Source organism: Tissierellales bacterium, assembly GCA_025210965.1.
Taxonomy (GTDB): domain Bacteria; phylum Bacillota; class Clostridia; order Tissierellales; family JAOAQY01; genus JAOAQY01.
The window spans coordinates 20,775-41,600 of the sequence record JAOAQY010000181.1 but is presented as its reverse complement, the minus strand read 5'-3'; the positions used below and the strand labels follow the sequence as shown (position 1 = coordinate 41,600).

General features: G+C 28.3%; 20 protein-coding genes. 8 read left to right on the top strand and 12 right to left on the bottom strand.

The window, feature by feature from the left end; genetic code table 11:
- Positions 1-85: 85 nt before the first annotated feature.
- From N4A40_12680 to N4A40_12670, 3 genes are read right to left on the bottom strand one after another with little or no spacing between them, the layout of a single operon-like run.
- The gene (locus N4A40_12680) at positions 86-736 is read right to left on the bottom strand and encodes a hypothetical protein (GenBank protein ID MCT4662709.1); all 651 of its coding nucleotides are present in this window, start codon (positions 734-736) and stop codon (positions 86-88) included.
- Entirely contained in the window at positions 723-893 is a 171-nt protein-coding gene (locus N4A40_12675; GenBank protein MCT4662708.1) for a hypothetical protein, read from the bottom strand. Before N4A40_12675 ends, N4A40_12680 begins: the two co-directional genes overlap by 14 nt.
- Entirely contained in the window at positions 886-2,169 is a 1,284-nt protein-coding gene (locus N4A40_12670) for a hypothetical protein (protein ID MCT4662707.1), read from the bottom strand. Before N4A40_12670 ends, N4A40_12675 begins: the two co-directional genes overlap by 8 nt.
- A gap of 210 nt (positions 2,170-2,379) precedes the next feature.
- Here N4A40_12670 and N4A40_12665 point away from each other — a divergent pair, with 210 nt between their 5' ends.
- Entirely contained in the window at positions 2,380-3,270 is an 891-nt protein-coding gene (locus N4A40_12665; protein ID MCT4662706.1) for a tyrosine-type recombinase/integrase, read from the top strand.
- Positions 3,271-4,821: a hypothetical protein gene (locus tag N4A40_12660; protein ID MCT4662705.1), complete on the top strand. Its 1,551-nt coding sequence runs from the start codon at positions 3,271-3,273 to the stop codon at positions 4,819-4,821.
- Positions 4,822-4,931: 110 nt separating this feature from the next.
- On the opposite strand, the gene N4A40_12655 is transcribed toward N4A40_12660, so the two are convergent.
- The 4 genes from N4A40_12655 to N4A40_12640 all read right to left on the bottom strand — a co-directional run bounded on the left by N4A40_12655 (position 4,932) and on the right by N4A40_12640 (position 9,723).
- Positions 4,932-5,624 (bottom strand): helix-turn-helix transcriptional regulator, encoded by a 693-nt coding sequence (locus tag N4A40_12655; protein MCT4662704.1) that lies wholly within the window; start codon positions 5,622-5,624, stop codon positions 4,932-4,934.
- On the bottom strand, positions 5,614-8,715 hold the full coding sequence (locus N4A40_12650) for a type IV secretory system conjugative DNA transfer family protein (GenBank protein MCT4662703.1): 3,102 nt from the start codon (positions 8,713-8,715) through the stop codon (positions 5,614-5,616). The genes N4A40_12655 and N4A40_12650 overlap by 11 nt, the downstream gene beginning before the upstream one ends.
- A 2-nt stretch (positions 8,716-8,717) precedes the next feature.
- Complete coding sequence (locus tag N4A40_12645) at positions 8,718-9,071, bottom strand: hypothetical protein (GenBank protein MCT4662702.1); 354 nt, start codon at positions 9,069-9,071, stop codon at positions 8,718-8,720.
- Positions 9,072-9,513: 442 nt separating this feature from the next.
- A complete protein-coding gene (locus tag N4A40_12640) occupies positions 9,514-9,723 on the bottom strand; it encodes a hypothetical protein (GenBank protein ID MCT4662701.1) in 210 nt (69 codons plus the stop codon).
- A gap of 2,230 nt (positions 9,724-11,953) precedes the next feature.
- Between N4A40_12640 and N4A40_12635 the strand changes: the two genes are divergently transcribed.
- The 6 genes from N4A40_12635 (at position 11,954) to N4A40_12610 (ending at position 17,002) form a co-directional block, all read left to right on the top strand.
- Positions 11,954-12,892, top strand: coding sequence for a hypothetical protein (locus tag N4A40_12635; GenBank protein MCT4662700.1), 939 nt, complete (start codon positions 11,954-11,956; stop codon positions 12,890-12,892).
- Positions 12,893-13,725: 833 nt separating this feature from the next.
- Positions 13,726-13,974 carry a hypothetical protein gene (locus N4A40_12630; protein ID MCT4662699.1) on the top strand — a complete coding sequence of 83 codons (249 nt, stop codon included), beginning with the start codon at positions 13,726-13,728 and terminating at the stop codon, positions 13,972-13,974.
- A gap of 476 nt (positions 13,975-14,450) precedes the next feature.
- Positions 14,451-14,828 carry a helix-turn-helix domain-containing protein gene (locus tag N4A40_12625; protein MCT4662698.1) on the top strand — a complete coding sequence of 126 codons (378 nt, stop codon included), beginning with the start codon at positions 14,451-14,453 and terminating at the stop codon, positions 14,826-14,828.
- A 7-nt stretch (positions 14,829-14,835) separates the two neighbouring features.
- The gene (locus N4A40_12620) at positions 14,836-15,867 is read left to right on the top strand and encodes a hypothetical protein (protein ID MCT4662697.1); all 1,032 of its coding nucleotides are present in this window, start codon (positions 14,836-14,838) and stop codon (positions 15,865-15,867) included.
- A 188-nt stretch (positions 15,868-16,055) separates the two neighbouring features.
- A complete protein-coding gene (locus N4A40_12615; protein MCT4662696.1) occupies positions 16,056-16,658 on the top strand; it encodes a hypothetical protein in 603 nt (200 codons plus the stop codon).
- Positions 16,659-16,774: 116 nt separating this feature from the next.
- A complete protein-coding gene (locus tag N4A40_12610) occupies positions 16,775-17,002 on the top strand; it encodes a hypothetical protein (GenBank protein MCT4662695.1) in 228 nt (75 codons plus the stop codon).
- A gap of 220 nt (positions 17,003-17,222) precedes the next feature.
- Here the strand turns inward: N4A40_12610 and N4A40_12605 are convergent, their stop codons facing one another.
- From N4A40_12605 to N4A40_12585, 5 genes are all read right to left on the bottom strand, one after another.
- A complete protein-coding gene (locus N4A40_12605) occupies positions 17,223-18,041 on the bottom strand; it encodes a hypothetical protein (protein MCT4662694.1) in 819 nt (272 codons plus the stop codon).
- A gap of 28 nt (positions 18,042-18,069) precedes the next feature.
- Positions 18,070-18,282, bottom strand: coding sequence for a hypothetical protein (locus tag N4A40_12600; protein ID MCT4662693.1), 213 nt, complete (start codon positions 18,280-18,282; stop codon positions 18,070-18,072).
- A 491-nt stretch (positions 18,283-18,773) separates the two neighbouring features.
- A complete protein-coding gene (locus N4A40_12595) occupies positions 18,774-19,085 on the bottom strand; it encodes a hypothetical protein (protein MCT4662692.1) in 312 nt (103 codons plus the stop codon).
- On the bottom strand, positions 19,082-19,984 hold the full coding sequence (dcm, locus tag N4A40_12590; protein MCT4662691.1) for a DNA (cytosine-5-)-methyltransferase: 903 nt from the start codon (positions 19,982-19,984) through the stop codon (positions 19,082-19,084). Before dcm ends, N4A40_12595 begins: the two co-directional genes overlap by 4 nt.
- Positions 19,981-20,529, bottom strand: a complete 549-nt coding sequence (locus tag N4A40_12585; protein MCT4662690.1) for a hypothetical protein — start codon at positions 20,527-20,529, stop codon at positions 19,981-19,983. Before N4A40_12585 ends, dcm begins: the two co-directional genes overlap by 4 nt.
- Between the last annotated feature and the right edge of the window lie 297 nt (positions 20,530-20,826).

Below are 20,826 nucleotides of genomic sequence, written 5' to 3'. Positions count from 1 at the left end.
AATCAAGCTTATTTTAATACAATTTTAACACAATATATATATTTAATCAACATCGTATAAAAAGTAGAAATTCAAAATCGAATCTCTACTTTCCTGTCGTAAATGCAAGCCCTTGGCTTTTTCTATAGCCTCTTTTCTTTATGTTTATTTTTGTTTTCGTGTTTGAGGAATAAGTGGTGCCTATGTCTCTATCAATAGCCTCGCTTCCACTGACATTAAGTTGTCTATCATCTCCATTTTCAAGTTGCTCACTAATTAATACACTCTCATCGATTTTATCATCTAACTTTTTTACCTCTTCAGTGATTTTCGACTCTTCAATGACTTCCTTTTTATCTTCTGAATATGATTCCACCATTTGCTCATCACTAACATTATCCGAGTCGACTTTAGAATTTATTGCAGATATATTAGTATTAGTTTGAACAACCGTATCTTTGTTAACATATGGAATAGTTGGTATCTGAGCAATTTTAGGCTGTGTCATTGAGATTGTTAATAGCTCCTTTAAATCTGATATTCTTTTTTCATAATACAACGTTAAATCAGCAACTTCTTTTTCATGTAATTCAAGTTCTACAAGTTGACCTGTGGTAAATTTTTTTACTAAGTCATTTATTGACCCACTAACATTCTTAGAGCTTTCTATCCATTGCTCAGTTTCAGGTCTTAAATTAGTGTCGAAATAAACTGTATATTTTTTGCCGTTTTTGACATTCCTATTACTTCTTCCCATATATCTTTTCAGCCTCGCTTTCGATCAGCCTTATGATAAGATTTGAAGTATACTTTTGCTCATTTAACAGAGTTAAAGCTTCAGAGCTAATTTTTTCTGGTAACTGAACATTGATTCTTTCACCGGGAAAATAAGGTTTTTTCCTCATTCTAGCCATTGACAATTACACCTTCTTCCTCAGCTAACTCCAAATAGTCTTCTAATTCATTATAATACCCGACTACATTCAAAGCCACAGGATTAGGCTTTGATATAGCTATCACTATCTGAGGATTAATATCATCTTCTGCTAATACTCTCTTTACTTCATCAACTACAACCCTAATCATACTTCCACCACCAAGAAGATAAATTTTTCTTATTTTACCTTTAATCTCGTTGGTGTTTATTATATCTTGCAGACTCTCTGCAATTTCTTTTGCATATGCCTTTGCACTTCTTCTAAAATCTTCTAGGACGTTTATATCTGTCCCCGGAATATATCCATCTTTTCCTCCTCTTCTTCCTTTTGGCTTTAATGCTTCTTCAATATCTTTTCTAGTAAGCTTATCTATTTTAGGATTCTTATTTTTTAAAGCAGTTATTGTGTCATTCATAACATGGCCTATTCCTTTTTTTATTCCATCAGATAAATTAGGTAGAGTTCTATGCTCTACCACTAGTGGTTCGTCATCATACCCAAACTCTTCTTCGTTTATAACTTCTAAAAACATTTTTCCAATAACTTCTGTAGTAAACGCTCCCATATCTATAAAGAATATAGAAGTATCGAGTAACTCTTCTGGACTCTTGTTTTGAAATTCATTTTCAACATTATTTAAAATGTAATTTGCTGAAGATTCCCCTTCAACAAATACTTTTGTTAGACCTATTCTGATTTCAAGCTCAGTAGGAAATCTATTATTTTCAAACCATGGATGATTAAACTTCACAATATGATTTCCTAAAAAGTATTCTTTGAATTTTTCTCTCTGTTCAGGTATCATCCATTCATGGAATGGTAAACCAGTACCTAAATTTATACCTAAAGTCTTAATATCAGCAATATTTTTCTTTTGCTTATTTAATGAGTAAAGCATACTATACGCAATACTCCCTAACATTGAATCTACCAATTGTGGATCATTTCCCTTCATCTTATCAGTTCTAGGTCTTCTTGATGCACCGTTTTGTGCTGTCATTTTTCCAAGTAAGAATCTATTACCTATTTCTGAATAATCATCACTATTTCTATTATCTAATTTATCGAAATTTCTTATAACCGTAATGTCAAGTTTCGATAATCCGCTTCCTGACAGATTTTCATCTTGAGTATAATTTACCTTAGAAGCACTAGCTACAATATTATCAAATGCCATTATAGTACCATCTGGCATTTTAGATTTTATCGTGGAGTTCCCTCCATCTATGCTTATGTTAAAATAGTTATCCATACTTACTTCCCCTTTTCTTTAAATTTATTTGTTTGTTTAGCTATGTTATTTTAAAGCTTTCTGATTACTTCTCTGTGATAATTCTTTATATTATATAAACAATATTAACACAATGTATATGTTTAGTCAAACATGTTTTTAATATTGTCGCATAGTTTCTGTTTTTTTGATATAATTAATATAGAAACTTTCATGAAAGGTGGTATTTAGATGTTTCCTAATTTATTAGATGAATTAATTCACGATTTTAAATGGGATTTAACAAACAAGAAAAAACTAAATCAATCTGCAATAAGAGATTCTAATTTTGAAATCATAGCATTTTTCAATTTCATATACACTACTTCATCAAAGAAATCATTTAAAAATTTAAAAGAAAATGATATAGAAAGATATATTGAATTTTGTATTCAAAAGGGAGTTCAAAAGAAAACTATAAACGAGAAAATAAGAACAATTAGAAAATTTTACAACTATCTAATTGATGATAGACAGATATTGAGCTATAACCCAACTTCTTGTATATATTATTTTAAGATTGAGGCTCCATCTAGCCCTAAATTCATTTCCAGAAAAGAAGTAGAAAAGGTTATCCGCGTTCTATCAGAACGTGCTAAAAGTCCCATAAATAGTAATATCAATGATGAAGGTATCAGAGATATAGCAATTTCTCAAATGATGGCTTACTTGGGACTTAAATTAAAGGATATTCTAAATCTACGTGTAGATGATGTATCCCTGATTAATAAAAAAATCCGTTTAAATTATAAAGGGGAGAATAGATTCGTTAACATATCTTCAAATTTAATGATGAGTTTGCTTAAATATGAAAGTATGTCTTATTATTTTCCTGATGAATCAAATTATTACTTTAAGTCATACTCTGGCCATAAATATTGTGCTAGAACTTTTCAAAGACACTTTAAAGAAGCGGTATTAATATCAGGACTTAATAAAACTTTAACTCCAAGTTCTCTAAAAAATAGCTATGCTTATTATATGGCTTTAGAAAACTCAGAAGATGAGTTAAAGAAAATTTTAAATCAAGATAAAGTTACACAATATTATGATAATAATCCGAATCTAGAAAGCGAGGAATAGATGACTACTATAGAAAATTTGAGAGATAAATTTAATTACAGAATGGTAGATTTAAAGTTAGTTAATATATATAGTGATAAAATATTGAAATACCATAAATATGACATACTGTCCGGGTATTATATATCCTTAATTAAACACGATGAACTCCTTTACGTATTTACTGAAAGTTCTACAGCGTATAAAATTGATCTAAATGAAGTTTCAAAGACCTCACTGAGTGATTTGTTTTATATGGTAAGGCCCAGAAAAATCATATTTAATTATTCAGATCTCAGTAAACATCTCATTAATTTTGAAAAACATAAGGGTTTATATGATTTACAACTAGTGGCAAAAATTATACTAGGATTCTCGGCAAGCAGTATTGATGAGCTTTTCAGTCTATTTGCTAATAAACATTTAGAAGAAGGTATTGAGTCCGACTTATTTTTATTATTTGACATTAAAGATATTTTTAATGAATTTTTGTATGAAAATAAACTTTTCGATTTAGTAAACTTTGAGCACCAGATATTAATTCTAGTACACAATATGATGGCAAAAGGGTTACCCTACAATCCTGATAGATTCAGCAAATTTGTTGTTGATATTGAAAAAGAATATTCAAGAAATAAATTATTTTTTGAAAAATCCTACAATTCTAACTATGATGATGTTGAATCAATTTTTCTAGCTAACAGTAATCTCCTTTCAATAAATGAAGATATTTTGCTTGATTCACATGACACAGCATTGCTTGAAGCAGTTAAAACTTATAGATTGAAATCTGCTCTCAATAATTTTAACACTGCAATAAAAAATGATAAAAGAGTCTTTATAAATTATAATACATTCAATGAGTATAATAATATTGATAATATTAAATTGGAAAATGAGTTTGCATTTTTAGAAGATGATAAAAAAGTATTCGTCCGCGGAAAACTTAACAACTTATTTTGGAATATTTTCATAATTTGTAGTAATATTGATTATTTAAATGATTTTACATCAAAAGAAAACCTTTTTTTATTCTTATCTAAAAAGATATTCAATAAGGATAACACTTATAATAAAGTACTAACTGAAGCTTTTTTATTAGGTCTACTTCAGGGATATGTGCAACCTGATGATATGATTTCATTCCTACTATATGAATTTAAAATTTCGATTACTGAAGAAAAAGTATTAGAAATTGAGAAGTTATTCGTAAAAAATGTTCCTGATATTATTTACAATATTGAAAATTTTACTAAAGAACGTTACTTGGGGAGATATTCATTTTCGGGTAATTTAAAACTTTTCAACTATATTGAACTTATTAAAGCAGATATAATAAAGAAAACTTTAGTAAATATAGCTAATAATATAATCAATTTCAACTCTACAAATAAATACTTGATAGAACTAATACACTATCAAGATGATACTTTTATAATAGAGTCAGATCCAGAATGTTCTAATACAGCTTTCGATATTTTAAGTAGAGTGCTTCCTATTGAATATGAGAAGTTTTGTAGAAACAATACTTCTTGTTCTATAACATCTAATGACTGTTATATTATACTTTAGAACAAAAAAAAGGCACGGTGCCTTTTTTTATTTTCGAACCTTCCGTTTTACTGCAAAAAAAATAGAGCATCATACTTTACTTGTCATTAAAGAAAGTATGATGCTTTATTTTAGTTATTATATTTTAACCAAAGTTCATAATTTTCAACATCTATATGATGTTCTCTTTTTAGTATGCATTTATTTAACTTCGATACTTCTCGAATATCTGCTAGAGCTTTCTTTATCTTTATATTTATTTCTTTCTTCTCGCTCTTATCATGGCAATTATTCAAGTCTATTGTTAGCTTATCATATATTACATACAGTTCTGATAATCCCTCAACTTCTTCAAAACCGTTTACAGTGTGTCTCAATACTCTCAATCTCTTGTATTCTTCTTTTTCTAAATGTTTAATCTTATATAAATCATCAGCTGTTACTCCTAATACATCGGCAATTTGTAGAACTGTTTTCAATGTAGGTGTATTAAGAGGTTGTTCTATTGAACCAAATCGCTGTTCAGTAATACCTAATGCTTGGCCAACGAGTTTTTGTGAAATTTCCTTTCCCATTCTTATTTTCTTAAGGCTACTCACAATAATTGGTACGAACTTATCTTTATTCTCTATATAATGTTTTATTTTTAAACTATCAATTTTTCTAAGAAGTCCGACTTCGCTTCTTCTGTCTAAAACTTGCTCCCCACAATTTAAACATTCAAAACCCTCTGTTTCAATATATTCAATTTCATCGTAAATCTTCGCCGGGTAATCAATCCAAGTTTCTTCAAAATCAGAACTCCCACAATTTTTACACTTCATTCTTTCCCTCCATACTTGTTGTTATATCAATACTATTTAAGTTAATATTCAATATTTCTTCTTTTTTTACGCTTTCACTATTCAGTATATCATAATCTTCATTGATTATTAAATTATCCTCGAATACTAAATTGTCTATATCCTTCAATAGTAAACTATTATCTATAACATTTTTCTTTTCCTTATTTTCTTTCTTAATGATTTCATCCGAATCAGTATTACTGCTATCTAAAATCAATACATCATTATCTAAGCTTATTTCCATACTGTTTTCATCTGAGAAATTTTCACTACCTTCTTCTTCAGGAATAAATAATTCTAGATTACTAACATCAACTAATGATAAATCTTGAATTTCTTTTTCTTGATTATCAATAGCTTCTATAATCTCTAATGGAATTTCACTATTTGTGGCAATACTTGTATTAATATTGTTTGGTGTTAACTCTATATCTAATACCTCTTCTATAGTTTCCTGTACTGGCTTATCAGACAATAATTTTTCAGCCTCATGAACTGGATTGAATTTTTCAAAATTGAAATTTGACTTATTAGGGTCCTCACGCATTTGAACAAAGTCAGTAATACCTTTTCCTCGTTTTAATCTACCTTTCTTGTTAGTATATACATAAATAGCTTCCTTGAAATGTAGGTCTTGTATATCTTTCTCTGAAATTATAGATTCCTCTTTCATTGTCCCTCTGTGTGTCTCACTATATTTAGGACTATCAGATAGTACTGAGGTAGACATTATACCTGTCTGCATCTCAAAGTTTTTATAATATCCTAAATACTCACTCCAGTGTTTTCTATCATCCAGTTCAGAACCTGGTAATAGTATTTTCGTACTTGTATTTGTGAATATTGTCTTTCTAAATTCTTCGGATATGGAATCCAATTGTGACATTCCCTGTAATGCAATAGTCACAGAGCATTTGTATTTTCTTGCAAAAGTAAAAAAAACTTTGGTATTTTCATTAATATAGAAATCAAACTCATCGATAATTAAATAAAAAGGAATTTCTGGGTTCTCCATTTCAGAAAATCTGCTTAACACTACATTCTGTATAGATAAGATAAAGAACATGGCAAATGCCTTGCCTAGCCTTTCACCTAATTCGTTTTGTCGTGTTGCAATAGCAATACAATCACCATTCTCAAGAGCTTCGTATAAATCAATACTATTGTCATTATCACATAATATATGAGAAACTTCTTTCCTAGTAATAAAGTTATCAAGCTGATTTATAATTCCACCAATAGCCTCTTCGGTTTTTTTTCTTTGCGAACCTTGAGTAGCTCCTCTAATTACATTATTTTTATCATCTACCTTAGGAGGATAAAAATTTATAACGAAATATGATATTACACTGCTCCATAATACTTTTTTACTTTTATCATTTTTCATAGCTTCAACATATGGTATAACCTTACTTGGATCAGAAATACAATCATAAACATCCTTAAGGGTTGGTTCATTACCGTATAATATTGGATGCATTTCTTTAAGTAAAATAATTGTATTTCTAATCGCTCTTACTGATGCATTTGTAAAATAGGAGTTGCCTTTATTACTCCCCCCTGCATTATCCATACCAACAAAAATTGATGAAATAATATCACCTGTTTTGTCAGAACGTCCACCCTTAAGAGGATTGAACTTAGATACTCCTCGCTTAATTGAACTCATTGTAGGATCTATGTTATGAATATCAAACCCGTATTTTTTTGCTATCTCTACTGCCTCTGCAGGTAATCCCTCATCTGGAGCTATAACACATAGCCCCAAGTTTCTAAAAATAATTTTTCCAGAACCATGTTTATTAACTATAACATGATAGACTAAATTGTTATCATCCAGTTCTGGTAAAGTAATAAGAACATTTTCATCATCATATTCTTCATTTACAATATCATTATTTAAAATTTCATCTACTTTTTTATTATCATCCTTGATATCTTTTAATATCTGACTATTCATTATAGAAACTGTTTTAGAGCTTTCATAACATATATCAAGACTTAACAACTTATTTGTGTATTCTACTGTTTTCTCTTCCAATTCCATATTATTTTTTAATATATTTATAGTTATTTTATACTTATCATCATTAGATATCTTTGGTAATTCAATTACTCCACCATACGACTTTTTATCAATGATCTTTTCATCATAATCTCTTATACCAATTATATATTTTTCAAATCTCTTAATGAACTCATCTCTATTTCCTTCTCTTGGTTCAATCATATTAATGTTAAAATTCTTATTAAACCAATTATTAGTGATCGGCTTAGTTATTATTGCGATATTATCCTCTAAACAAGAGTATGCAATTTTTTTCATACCTTCTCTTATTTCTGCTTTCAAATAAAACAATTGCTCTAAAAATGGTATGATAAAAGTTGAAGTTTTTCCTGAACCAGTGCCACCTTGTAGGTAAACATGTTCAAACATTTTTTTTTCTGGAACAATACAGTCTTTACCTGTATCAAAGTCTTTACACAGTTTTATATCTATGGATACATCATTCTCCTCAAAAACAGTTGGTAATAATAATTCCACTTCATATTTTCTTATTTCTTTCTTGATGTCTTTATCACTTATTATCTGAAGAATTAAACCTGCCATTGGACAAATAATAAGTAGTGGCACTCCAAAAGTTACTAATCTAACATTTCCTATCATTAAACTACTTGGTATAACATCGATATTATTAATACTATACACCCAGTTACTGAAACTTAAATTTGTTAACTGAATTATATAACCTGTTACAAATACCATTGTTGAGAAAACTGAAAAAACCAAAATACTAACTCTTCTTGATGGGGCACTAAAGAACTTTCCCATCAATGATACATAATATACTCCTAGAGGATATATAATGAGTAATAAATATATGTATGTGTTCATAATATTTGGAATCAATGCATCATCTGATTGTATAGTCCTTTTTATTATCCACATTACTATACATGTAGCGATACTAATAATAAAATAGCTGACCCAACAAAAAATATCTACTTTTTTGCCATGAATTTGGTCAACTATTTTTTCGATTAACTTTTCAATTTTATTACTAATCAAAATCAACTCTTCACCACCTTAAAAATATTAGTATAGTCAAACTCAATACCATTTTTATATTTTCCTGTTAACTTCCCATTTTCTCTTATTTGTACTTTTAGTCTACTGCTCATTTGATTAAGTTCAATTGAATTATAGTTTATGTTTCTCATAGTATATAATTCTTCAACAGCTTCCTTAAATACAGGTGAAGAACTTAGGTTACTTTTTGAAATTTTTGATATATATAATATACCTTCTTCATTGGTCAATAAATACTCTTCAACGCTTTCTTTCAAGAATAGATCTTCTTGTTTAGAATAAAATATATACTTATCCCCTTCTTTAATAATCTTATTTAATAAATACATCTCCACTGTATACCTCCCACTACAATTACACAATATATATATTGTTATGTTACCACTTTCTTCTATCATGTTCAAGATGACAACTACTATAATAACTTTATGCAACTTAACATATGTGCTAATACTGGTGACAATTATATTGCTCTATTTTTAAAGCTATATCATTGAATTTTTAATAGTTACAAGCGTTTAATAGTCGAACATAAAAAGTACCATACTTATATACTTACCTACTACCATTTTTCCACTTTTTCTGCTATACTATAGCAACTGCTACTTCAACAATAGTAAAAAAAAATAGACCAGGAGACAATCCTGATCTATAACTTTCGCACTAATACACTATTAATTTCAATATTCAAAAAATATTTATAACTATAAATTCTTATATTTATTCCAAATCCTTTATAAATCTTATAACACTTCTAGTATCTTAAAATAAACACCCTTATTGAGTAAGCGTATCGAGTACACTTACGATAGAAGAATTAACTTCTACCATGTAGGCACACGGTTCAAGTATACCTATTTCAACTAATTCAAGGATTTTTTCCTCTACATCTTCTATCTCTATATTTATGTCTGCATTATGAATTAGTTGATTATTTTCTACTATGTTGATTAAGCTATCTTTCACAAAATACTTGTATAGTTTCACGTTCACTATACCCCCTTATGATTGTATTGGGTATAAGCACTTTTTCTGTTAGTAAGTAGTAAAATAATAATGTATTATGTCTTATAATAGTATACTATCTATATGCTCTTTTGTAAATATTTAGGGATTGTAATTTTCATTTTTCAGTATTTTTACTGAATTTTGCGAACTAATAAAAGTTTTAATACGGTTTATGAAAGTATTGAAAATACTGTATTTCAAGTTGATTGGAGTTTAAAAACAGTTTTAAACCATTTTTTTCACTATAAACTCAATTAGATACTAGTATAAACTATGTAATTATCTTTCAGTTATAATAAACAGTTTATGACAGTTCATGTAATCATTGATATGACTGACTTTCAAATGATATAGTTTGTATATACCTTTCTATACGTTTTATTAATTTAGTCAATATTAAGCCATATTTAACCTATTTTAATTTTTTGCATTTTTTGGTTCCACATTTTGTAAATTTTGCTTTTCCCACAACATAAACCGTTAAAAACATCACACTGATTACTTGGTATTAGCTTATCTCATAATTTATGTCTTTTATAAACAGTTTAAAACAGTCTATGTTTTAGCCACATATCTACTTAATTATTAATTCATTTAGGTATTAATATACTTATTTTTACGTTATAGTTTAAACTCCTATATATATCTTTTTATCTAGCCCTGCCTTTTTGTGTATCTCAGTATTGATAGGAAATATATATTACATATTAATTATTTTATTAAGAAATATACACTATGTAATATCATGGGTTAAAATTAAGTCCACAAGGTAGTAGTATGTGTCTCAGTATATATTGCTTATACATTTATAAGTATGCTACTTTCTACTTATTCTCCATCCCATGCTCAGTAATAGATTACTTGTATTATCGATTCATAATATCCAGTGACTCTAGATTAATCAGTATGTAACTTAATGTAAAAGTCCAATTCTTTATAAATACAGCTACACGTATAAAATATCCTAAGTGTTTCTAACTCAATAGTAGGGTCTATAAATGTCAGTAACACACGGTAACATTTAGTTAAAATGTATCTATTCAATGATTCATATTTAATGATCTAATTATCTACTTATTGTATTTATCATCTCCATTTATGTTATAATTAGTTGTGTTCTTACTCATCGTAGGATCACCACCTTTACGAGCTCGAAAGATTATTATTCTTTCGAGCTTTTTATATTCAGAATTAATATACTTACTCACCCTATCTATCTTAACCAACTTATACTATTATCCATACATATACCTTCTCCAATGTAAGCAGAAAACCGTCTCCATAAATCTAATATCATTACAGAGTTTTGATTTATTAATTAAGTCTTTATTCTATCTAGCTGTTCTAACACTATTATATTCAGTGAAGTTACTATCGATTACTTTTCATTTGCTAAGTACTTATTAGTGACATCAGAAAATATAACCTATTAGCTCAGAACTTTAATATATCATTATGTAAGAAATATATTATAGACTGTAGTACAATCATATTTATTGCATTATTGTCTACTTAATGAAATATTTCAAAAATAACCTTGAAAGTATACTTTACCTCTTCATTATTAATTTATACCTAGAATACTTTATTATTGTAACAATAGGATATGCTTATAAATTTCCCATATAATATAAAAAAACTCCTAAACCAGAACTATTGTTCTGGTTTAGGAGTTCATATTTTTTTTATGATTTTTCTTTTTCTTTTGTTTGTATTTTTAAATAATATCTGATACAATTTATTCAAAGAGTTGAAATAAGCCACTTCTACGATACGGTGGTTAATTTTTACATTTTGTCATTATTTGGGTTTGTCTCATTTAATGGATATTTTAAATATAATTGGAATTAACATATAAAAATTACTATCGTTCGTATTTTAGTAATTTATAGATAAATTAGCAAACATTTTTTTAAAAAAACGGCATAAAAAAAAGCCCTGCACCCTGTGTTTTATAATCTTTTACTTTGGCGAGTATATTATAAAACACCAATCGAACAGAACGGGATATCCAGAACTTTTTATTTATTAACTTATACCCCAATTTTATCATAAAAATCGGGGTTATACAATAAAAAAGTTAATAAAATATCGTGGTTTTTTTGGTCTATAGACCCTAAAATTACTACATTTTCCCGGTCTGCAAGTATACATAGAAGTTGTATATAACTGTGGATTTTTTTATGCCTCCAGAAAGGAGGCTAAGTATATGGCAAAATCTAAGAGAGTTACAGGTAATACTAAACTATCAAAGAAAATAATTAATAAAATCATGTCAGAGCGAATGACAACTACTGAGATCAGTTTATTACTTCATATTGCCTTAAAACAAGATGTTTATGGTAATGTTGATGGTTTGTATTATAAAGATGTATGCCTTGAGCTTGGGGTAGTTACACAAAGCTTTCTTAATGCTCTTACTGGCTTACAAGAGAAGGGGTTTATATACATTAAATCCTCTAAGTCAGATGCTTGGGATGTCCGTATCCTTAATAACCAATTCAAAGATAACAGCGATTATGCTAAGGGATACCTTAACATAAACCATAAAGTTCTATTCACATGGGATTTTAAGAGACTTAAAGCTAATGAAAAGAAGCTTTGTCTTAAAATTCTATCTATTTATGACCCTTCCAAGAGAATTATGCCTAGTGCTAAAACTATTGCAGATTGGTTAGGGATCAAATCACAATCTATGGCTATTATTTATAGCTACTGCTATAACATTCGTAATTTTTTCCCTAACACAAGAGTTATGGGGAAAAAAGGACCACTGGTTAAATTCGATATGTCTATTGCAAAATATCCTGTTGAATTTAGACATACCGCTAATAATCATTATCTGCTTCATAAAATTAAACACATCTGCAGACAAAAGCATGTGAATTATACAACTGCGGACTTAAACGACCTTGTTATACTGATTAATCAATATTATAAAAAGGGCTTGAAGAAGGTATTTTCTATTATTGGCGGTGTTATGGCTACTACGAAATCAATCATACCTAGACTTATAAACCATTTAATCAATATGTCAGAAGAGGACAAGAGTGACACTATTTTTAATTTAGAGCTGAGTGAAACATTACCAGGAGTTGTTGTTGAGTATGATTCACTTGATCTACCAATTGTTATTCCTGACTCTTGATGAGATTTTTTCATCAAAAATTAAATATTTATTTTAGTGACCTACGTAATGCAGGTCTTTTTGTGGTGCTCAAATTTATATAGGGTTCTATTTTTTTTACCCTTTTTTAATATTCCTCTTCATTATTTTGATTAAAGTACGTAATTAGATTGATTGTTATACCTTTTTTATGAGAACTTAATAACATATTGTCTTTATCTACATTCCAAATTTATGACTTATAAAGTATTTATGTTATACAGTGTTGATAATCTAAAAACATAACTTATATATAAGAGAACATTCTAGATATATAACTTAATTACAATCATCTAATCTAATTTCAAGTCTACTATACAGATAACTGTTCTAATTTCTTAGCATTATTAAATCTCTATACACGTTCTAGTTAGACAAATGTAGCGATTATTTTTCAACTTGCAATATCTTCTATATAAATACCTTATCTATATATGAACTATAACTATATATGAATATAGTAAACACACACTCTTGTATTAATTAATTACTCAAATATATAAGTGACTCTCTAAAACTATTAGGAACAAATACTAATAGAGTTATATAGATCGTTCTCTTCATGTATGTTATTTACAAATAGCAAATATAATAGCAATATAAATTGACTGACTAAATATATATGTTGTATTATATTAGTGTGAAGTATTAATAGGAGGAGGTTTTAAAATATATGAGTAAGAAAATATATAATTTAATTGTTTGTAGATGTGGTTCAGCACAATTTTATGATCATCCTATTAGAAATAAAGTTAGTTGCTGTAGATTATGTAATAACCAAATCAAAGAATCTAATTTTGCCAGGAGGGAAATTAATGATAGTAAAAAATAGTGAGGACAATTTAATTGATATAAATTATGCTGAAGCCATAGAAATGTATATTGGAGAAATCCAAAATGTGATTTTTAGTAAAATCCAAAGTCAACATCAAAATTCTTTACAAGATGAAGAGGTTATTAAAATTTTGAAAGAAACAATAGAGCTCTCTCTTAGAGAGGGAATTAAAATTTCCACTAAATCTCTTGAGGTAATTGATAATTATCTTTTGAATAAAAGTAAGTGATTTTTCTGTAATAAAACAAGATTGCTAAATTTAGGTAAAATATTCTTGTTACGTTACAAAACCGGGTTATGAGGATAGCTTGTTTAGCGATTTGAGACACAGCCTTATGATTTGTGTATATATAGTACTAAATGTTCTTAAAAACGAAATATGAGCCTTACAACAACACTGATGATTGAGCTTTATTTAATAATTCTGTGATTACTATTTTACTAATTTCTGTGAAATTCCCTACAGAAATGTTCACGGTTTATAAAAGCCAGTATTTACAATTGTTTTGAAAACACTATTCAAAATAAAATGTTTTAAACAGTTTTAAAATGTTTAATTGCAGTTCTAAAATCAATTTTGAAAATAAAAGGTTTAAAAAGGTTTAGAACGTTTTATTTTGATTGTGTTATTTATATTAGTTATAGCCAGAAGATAAATATTGATAGATTGCAACTTTTAAATTGATTAGATATGGAGGTGCTATGGTGATAGATATTGGTAAAAGAATTAAAGAACTGAGAAATGAAAAAGAACTAAGTTCAAAAGAGTTAGCAAAGAAGGTTGATATTTCTCCCGGATATATGTCACTCCTGGAGGCTAATAAAAGGACATGTAATATCGTTAGATTAGAAAAGATATGTAATGCATTGGAAGTTCCTATTGTCGATTTCTTTAGTTACCATGGTAAGAAGGATAGAGATGAATACGAAAGCAAAAGAATGGACATGGCTCTAAACTCATTAGATTTCAATCTAGGTTTAAAAGCAATGTTTAATAATAATCGTGATGAGAACATTTCAACACTTAGAGATAGTATGTCAGTAATTAATAATTTAAATTCCATAGGTAATGAGGAGGAGTAGTTAACTTATGAATGACGTAATGTATAGAGTTACACAAGAAGATATATTAAATAAATTAATATATTTTTCATTTTCAAAGGATGAGGTAGTTAATAAGGATTATGAAAGAATAAACGATGTAATTGAAACTTTTAAAAAGGCTAAGATCATGGGAAAAAATAATCTTATGCTAGCTTTTGAAGGATATGAGGAAGATATTAAAGATATTTATGAAATAGAAGAGATAAGAGAATATATTCATAAGTTGATTGATATCCATCCTTACTTATTTTATTTCTTATCAGATATAGATAATAACAATGGATTAATATTAGCATGTATATCTAGCTTTGAGATTAAAGAACCACGCATAGGTATACAACTGACATTTAATAAAGAACTAATTGGAAAGATAACAAGAGATACTTTTGAGTACGGGAAGTTAATTAATGAATACCCTGGTACTATTCTTAAGTTACTAACTGATCTAATTGGTTTAGTTAATGGACCTAACACTATATCAGAGGATGTGGCTATTGACTGTATAAGACTAGCAATAAAGAATAAGTATAAGGATCTATACAGAATGTACATTAGTAGAGAAAATTATATTCATGTTCCTGAAGAGGAGGTTAAGGATGTTATCAAGAATAATGAAATGTTTATTAGATCGGTTTATAGGCATGGATATTTATCAGTTCCTATTATTTTTACTAGTGAGTTTACTAATTTTAGTGAAGATGATCCAGAAAAATTCTATAGTAATCTTTTCATAATTGTAGATAGGATGGGAAATAAAATATGTCCTGAGTGTGGAGGTAACATAGCAGTGGTACATAAGAAAACTATAGAGTTTAAGGAAAGCTTGTGGAAGAACATAAATATACTCCCAACATCTGAATTTTACTTTGAGAACAATATAAAATTTACGGACAGTTTCTTTTTAAATCAAGTCCCGGTACCTATTAATATTGAAGAGGATACATGGTATTGTCCAAATTGTTTAGAAAAAAAGAATTTCACTATAAGTTGTTCAGATAATTTAATCTTTGCTGATTAGCATCATATATATTGCTAGCATATCCTCTCTTTTTCTAGTAGTATATATAGTGAAATAAAAAGGCACGGTGCTTTTTTAAAGAATGAAAATAAGTTGAACAAAAAAGGCACGGTGCCTTTTTCAGAATAAAAATAAGTTAAACAAAAAAAGGCACGGTGCCTTTTTTAAGAATAATGGGGGTATTGTTTATGAATACAGAGCAAAGAATGTTTATAGAAAAACTTTCTGCATACTTAATAAAAAATTGTAAGGCAGTATATGGTGAAGAATATATTGCTAGATTAGTTCATCAGATATGTTTGCATAAAGGGATAGATACAGGCCTTTATAAAGGTCATATGACTATTAAAAAAGATAATGTAATGTATAAGGTTCCACACGTTGTTAATGTCTATGATGGGGAAATAATAGATCTAAGTCTATTCGTCTTTAGACATGTTTTTACTGATAGGTATTTGGGGAAAGTGGGTAAGTCGAGAAGAATATATAGTGTCACAAAATTTGAGAACTTACCGGATTATTTAATCACAAAAAACAATGAACTATTGAATATAACTCCAGAAATAGATTATGTAAAGTATGAAGTTTTACCGTGTAGAAATTTAGAAGGAGTGAAATTTGAGACAAATTCGTTGTTTTTGAATGATAAATTGATATTAGGAATTTATAATGATCTCTATGCACTACATTTATCAGATGAAGTTGATAAGATTGATTTATCTAGGGAGGTAATTCGTTCCAAAATCGACACAATTACTTATCCTTATTTGACACAAGAAGAAGCGTCTTAATTAATAAAAACACAAAATGAAGAATACAATAGTATTTATCATTTTGTGTTTTTTTACGTCTTAAAGAGATAGTACAATAAGCTTAGAAATATAAATAAGGAGAAGATAAATGAAAATTGACACAAGCAAGAATAAAAAAATCGCAATTATTAAGTTATGTAGTACTGACTATACTATTGATTTTGGTATGGAGGCATATTGGTAGTGGGGAGGATATTAATAGTGATAAGTACCAAAATTCTATACAAGGCAAGGCTATAGAATCTAATAGTCAGAAGTTGAAGCATATAATGAAGAGGGTAAGTGGGCAACAAAGAATGATACTGAAAATCTCTTTAGGATAAATGATTTTGATATAGGTGATTTAAGCAGAGTTTTTAAAATTGACTAGAATTAAAATACTCTATAAACGCTTGAGGTTTTCACATGTAGATTTAATTTGTATAATCACTGAAGGCACAATATAGCAGTAGAATTATCTATTGCTTATATTGTGCCTTTTGTATTAATAATTTTCCGTGAAGGATGATAATTAATTAAATTCCGAAAGTAAATTAATTAGAATCAGTCAAAAAAATTCTCAATTGTTGGGGTTTCGCGATATACTTCATCAATATTTATTTTTAATCTGACAAATATCAGCCAAAAAATAATAGCTATAAGTATAAACAAGAACATATGGGTTATAATATTGGAGTAATTGAGTGTTTTTTTCTGAGGTGATATTTCACTTAATTCAAAAAGTCGTCTATTAACCATGAAGTACGCTAGATTGCCTGATAAGTTTAAATAGTTGCTCTTAGACTCATACATTCTCAATATATCTTCTAACTCTGATTTAGTTACATGATTAATAAGTGATTTATCAGTTGATAGGTATTCTTCAAATTCGAGTAGCCAAATACTATCATTTAATCTTTTCATTACTATAGGCTGAGATAATTTAGTAAGACGAGCCTTGATACTATTTAAAACACCAAAAAAATGATGTGATTCAAATAAGTGATTCACTGGAACCTCTAAGTTTTCATTGTCAATATAGCTTAAATAGGAGGCATAATATTCAGAGCTCATATATAGTTTTTTGAGATTATCATCACTTTTCATAAATAAGGAGTCTAGGTCGTCTATACTGCTTATTGAGTTGATTAAATAAGTTAACGGTTTAATTATTTCAGATAATGGTTCGTTTAGATCAGGAAATCTAATATACATGAGGAATAAAGTTATAAGTGATTCATCAGCAGTATTAAAAAACGAATTTGGTTCACTTATACAATCGTTATTACTTGAATTAATGTTAGTTTCAGTGACTATTAGATTTGCAATTTTAGAAGAGTATGAGTTAAGTATCTTCTCTTTTCTATTAAGTTCTTTCTTCATAGTTATCTCCTTTTATTTGTATAAAATATTAAAAAAACAACATTGGTATTATATATGGTACTATATCAATCATCTCACCAGATGTCGAACCACTCTTTTCACTAATGAAACCTATAAAGCAAGCAAGCAGAGTGATTATAATTATAAATTCAAGAGTTATAAAACCTTGATTATTGAATATACTTTTATAAACCGTTTTTAACGTTTTAAAACGGTTTATAATTTTTTTAAATGTGAACATTTGCATACCTTCTTTCTTAAGTAGTTAATGATTACAATTTTAGATGAAATAGATTAAGTATTGCATAATAATCAAATAAAATCTTTTACACTAAGTTTTCATCGTAGTTTACTCCTATATACAATTAGTAGTTATTTTATTAAAAACATTGGGACTAAGTATGGGACTATAACATCTGTATCTAGTGAAGAGGTATTTGTTCTGTCACCAAATAAGAGCATGATTAAAAGAATTATAGCTAGTGAGACATAAAATTCTAGTACTATTGAACCTTGATTGCTGAATATACTTTTACAAACCGTTTTTAAAGGTTTAAAACTGTTTAAAACTTTTTTTAATGTGTTCATATGCATACCTTCTTTCTTAAGTAGTAAATGGTTAAAAATTAGAGGGAAATAGGTCAAGCATTTCTTTTTCTTCCTTAGTCATATTGAATATAAAATTAGAAGAGGACAAGGATCCTCTTCATTGATTGATTACTTGTTTAGTTTTTAATTTCTATGTATAGAAATTACTAGACCTATACATGAAATAGCAGTAAATATTTCTAATGGTAATAAGGTACCGATTACTATTGATATTATTAGTAAACAAATTAGTTGCAATAACCAGTTAGAAATATATTTAAATTCAAATACATTGCTGATTATTTCAGTTGTAAAATATACTGCAGGTGCATAACTTAAAGCTCCAATGTTTATATAATGATCTATCAATAATAATGCTACACATTGTACAAATAAGATTGTGAACTCCTTCGTTAGTTTTTTCTCTTTTTTCTCCTTAGAGTTTTCATTTTTCATTGTAAAATCACACTCCCTTTATCATTATAGTTTCTAAAGTAATTGTTAAAGTATCTAATTACATTTTTCCCTATCCATCTTGCAACTGGTACTGCTACTGCATTTCCAATCTGTCTATAAGCATCATTGTCGGTTCCATAGAAGGAGAACCAATCAGGAAAGCCTTGTAGTCGTGCATATTCCAATTTTGAATATGGTCTGATAGATATTCCATCATTAATTAATCTTGTAGACCTATCTTTACTGTAATGTGCAACACATGTTGGTGCTATACCCTCTAAGTCTGTTATTATCGGAAGATCTCTATAATTACCGTTAAGTCTTTTACTTACATAAGCAGGAGTATGAACTTTTGCACCTACTTCTATTATGTCTTTCATTTTCACTGGATTGTTATCCGGGTAACTAATATTGTTGAAGGGTTTCTTGGTCCCAATAATAAATACACGTTCTCTCTTTTGAGGAAGCCAGTTTTTTGCATCGATAGGACATTCTACTCTTACGTAGTACCCCGGAAGTTTTGTAAAACATTCCATAACAACTTTAAACTTTAACATTCCGGGAACATTTTCAATTATAAACATTTCAGGGGTAGCGATAGCTATATGGCGGAAAAAATCTAAAAATAAAGCATCTCCATTTCTAGTTCCATTTATATCTGCAATTTTACTGTAATGTTGGCAAGGAAAAGTACCAACGTATACATCTGCATGAGGCTGATCTAAAACAGTTAATTTTGTAATATCACATTCTCTGATAGTATGTTTGAAATTTCTTCTAAGTGTTTCACAAGCTTTCTTATCAATCTCATATGACTCAACAATCTCTAATCCAGATTCTGCCAATCCAAGATCCATACCACCAATGCCACTGAAGAAACTCTTCACAGTAATACTCATTTTAATGCCTCCATTAACTCATCCTCTTCTACCCATATTGAAGAGGTGTGTTCCTTTTTAAAAGTCTTAAGTGCTATATTCTTATTATTATAAATTGTTAGTATGTTCTCATATATTGAGAAATATACGGTATCATTTGAATACCTTCCGTATACTTTAGTATCACAGATGTAAAAACCAAAGAAAATCTTACCAGTGTCTTTGGATATTATTAAGTCATCCTTTTGTATTGTGTGAGCACAGTATATTGGTTTATCAGTATAGTATTCATAAGATAATTCATGTGAAATAACTGATGATGTTTGAAATAGTAAAGAGAGTATTACTAGTACTATTATAGGTATGGCTGCAAACGGGATAAGCCACATAACAAAAGCAAATAGTATAAAAAGTCCTACAGTAACAAGTGCTAAATATTTAGGGTCAATTTCTCCCCTTTGGATGTACATATATGATGTAAGTCCTACAACAAATAGGTAGACTAAAATAAAAAATGCTGTTTCTTTTATAGATATGACTAGTAAAAGTATACCTACAATAGCCATTATTAAGATGTTTATATAGAGAATATTTATTTTGAATCACTCCTTTCTATAATTGCATCACAATTTATGCAGTGTTTTCCTATTGGTAGATCATCTACTAAATCTGAGCAGTTAGGTGAGCAAGGTATTGAATTGTCTAGAACACAGTTTTTTGTACATTCTGAACAATCATTACCACACCATTGACTATGTGCCATTAAATCCCCTTCTTTCTTTTATATTATGTAAAGAGAGTATCCTCTTCACAACTAAATATAGTATAAATGTTTTGACTAAATATATATATTTAGTTTGTCT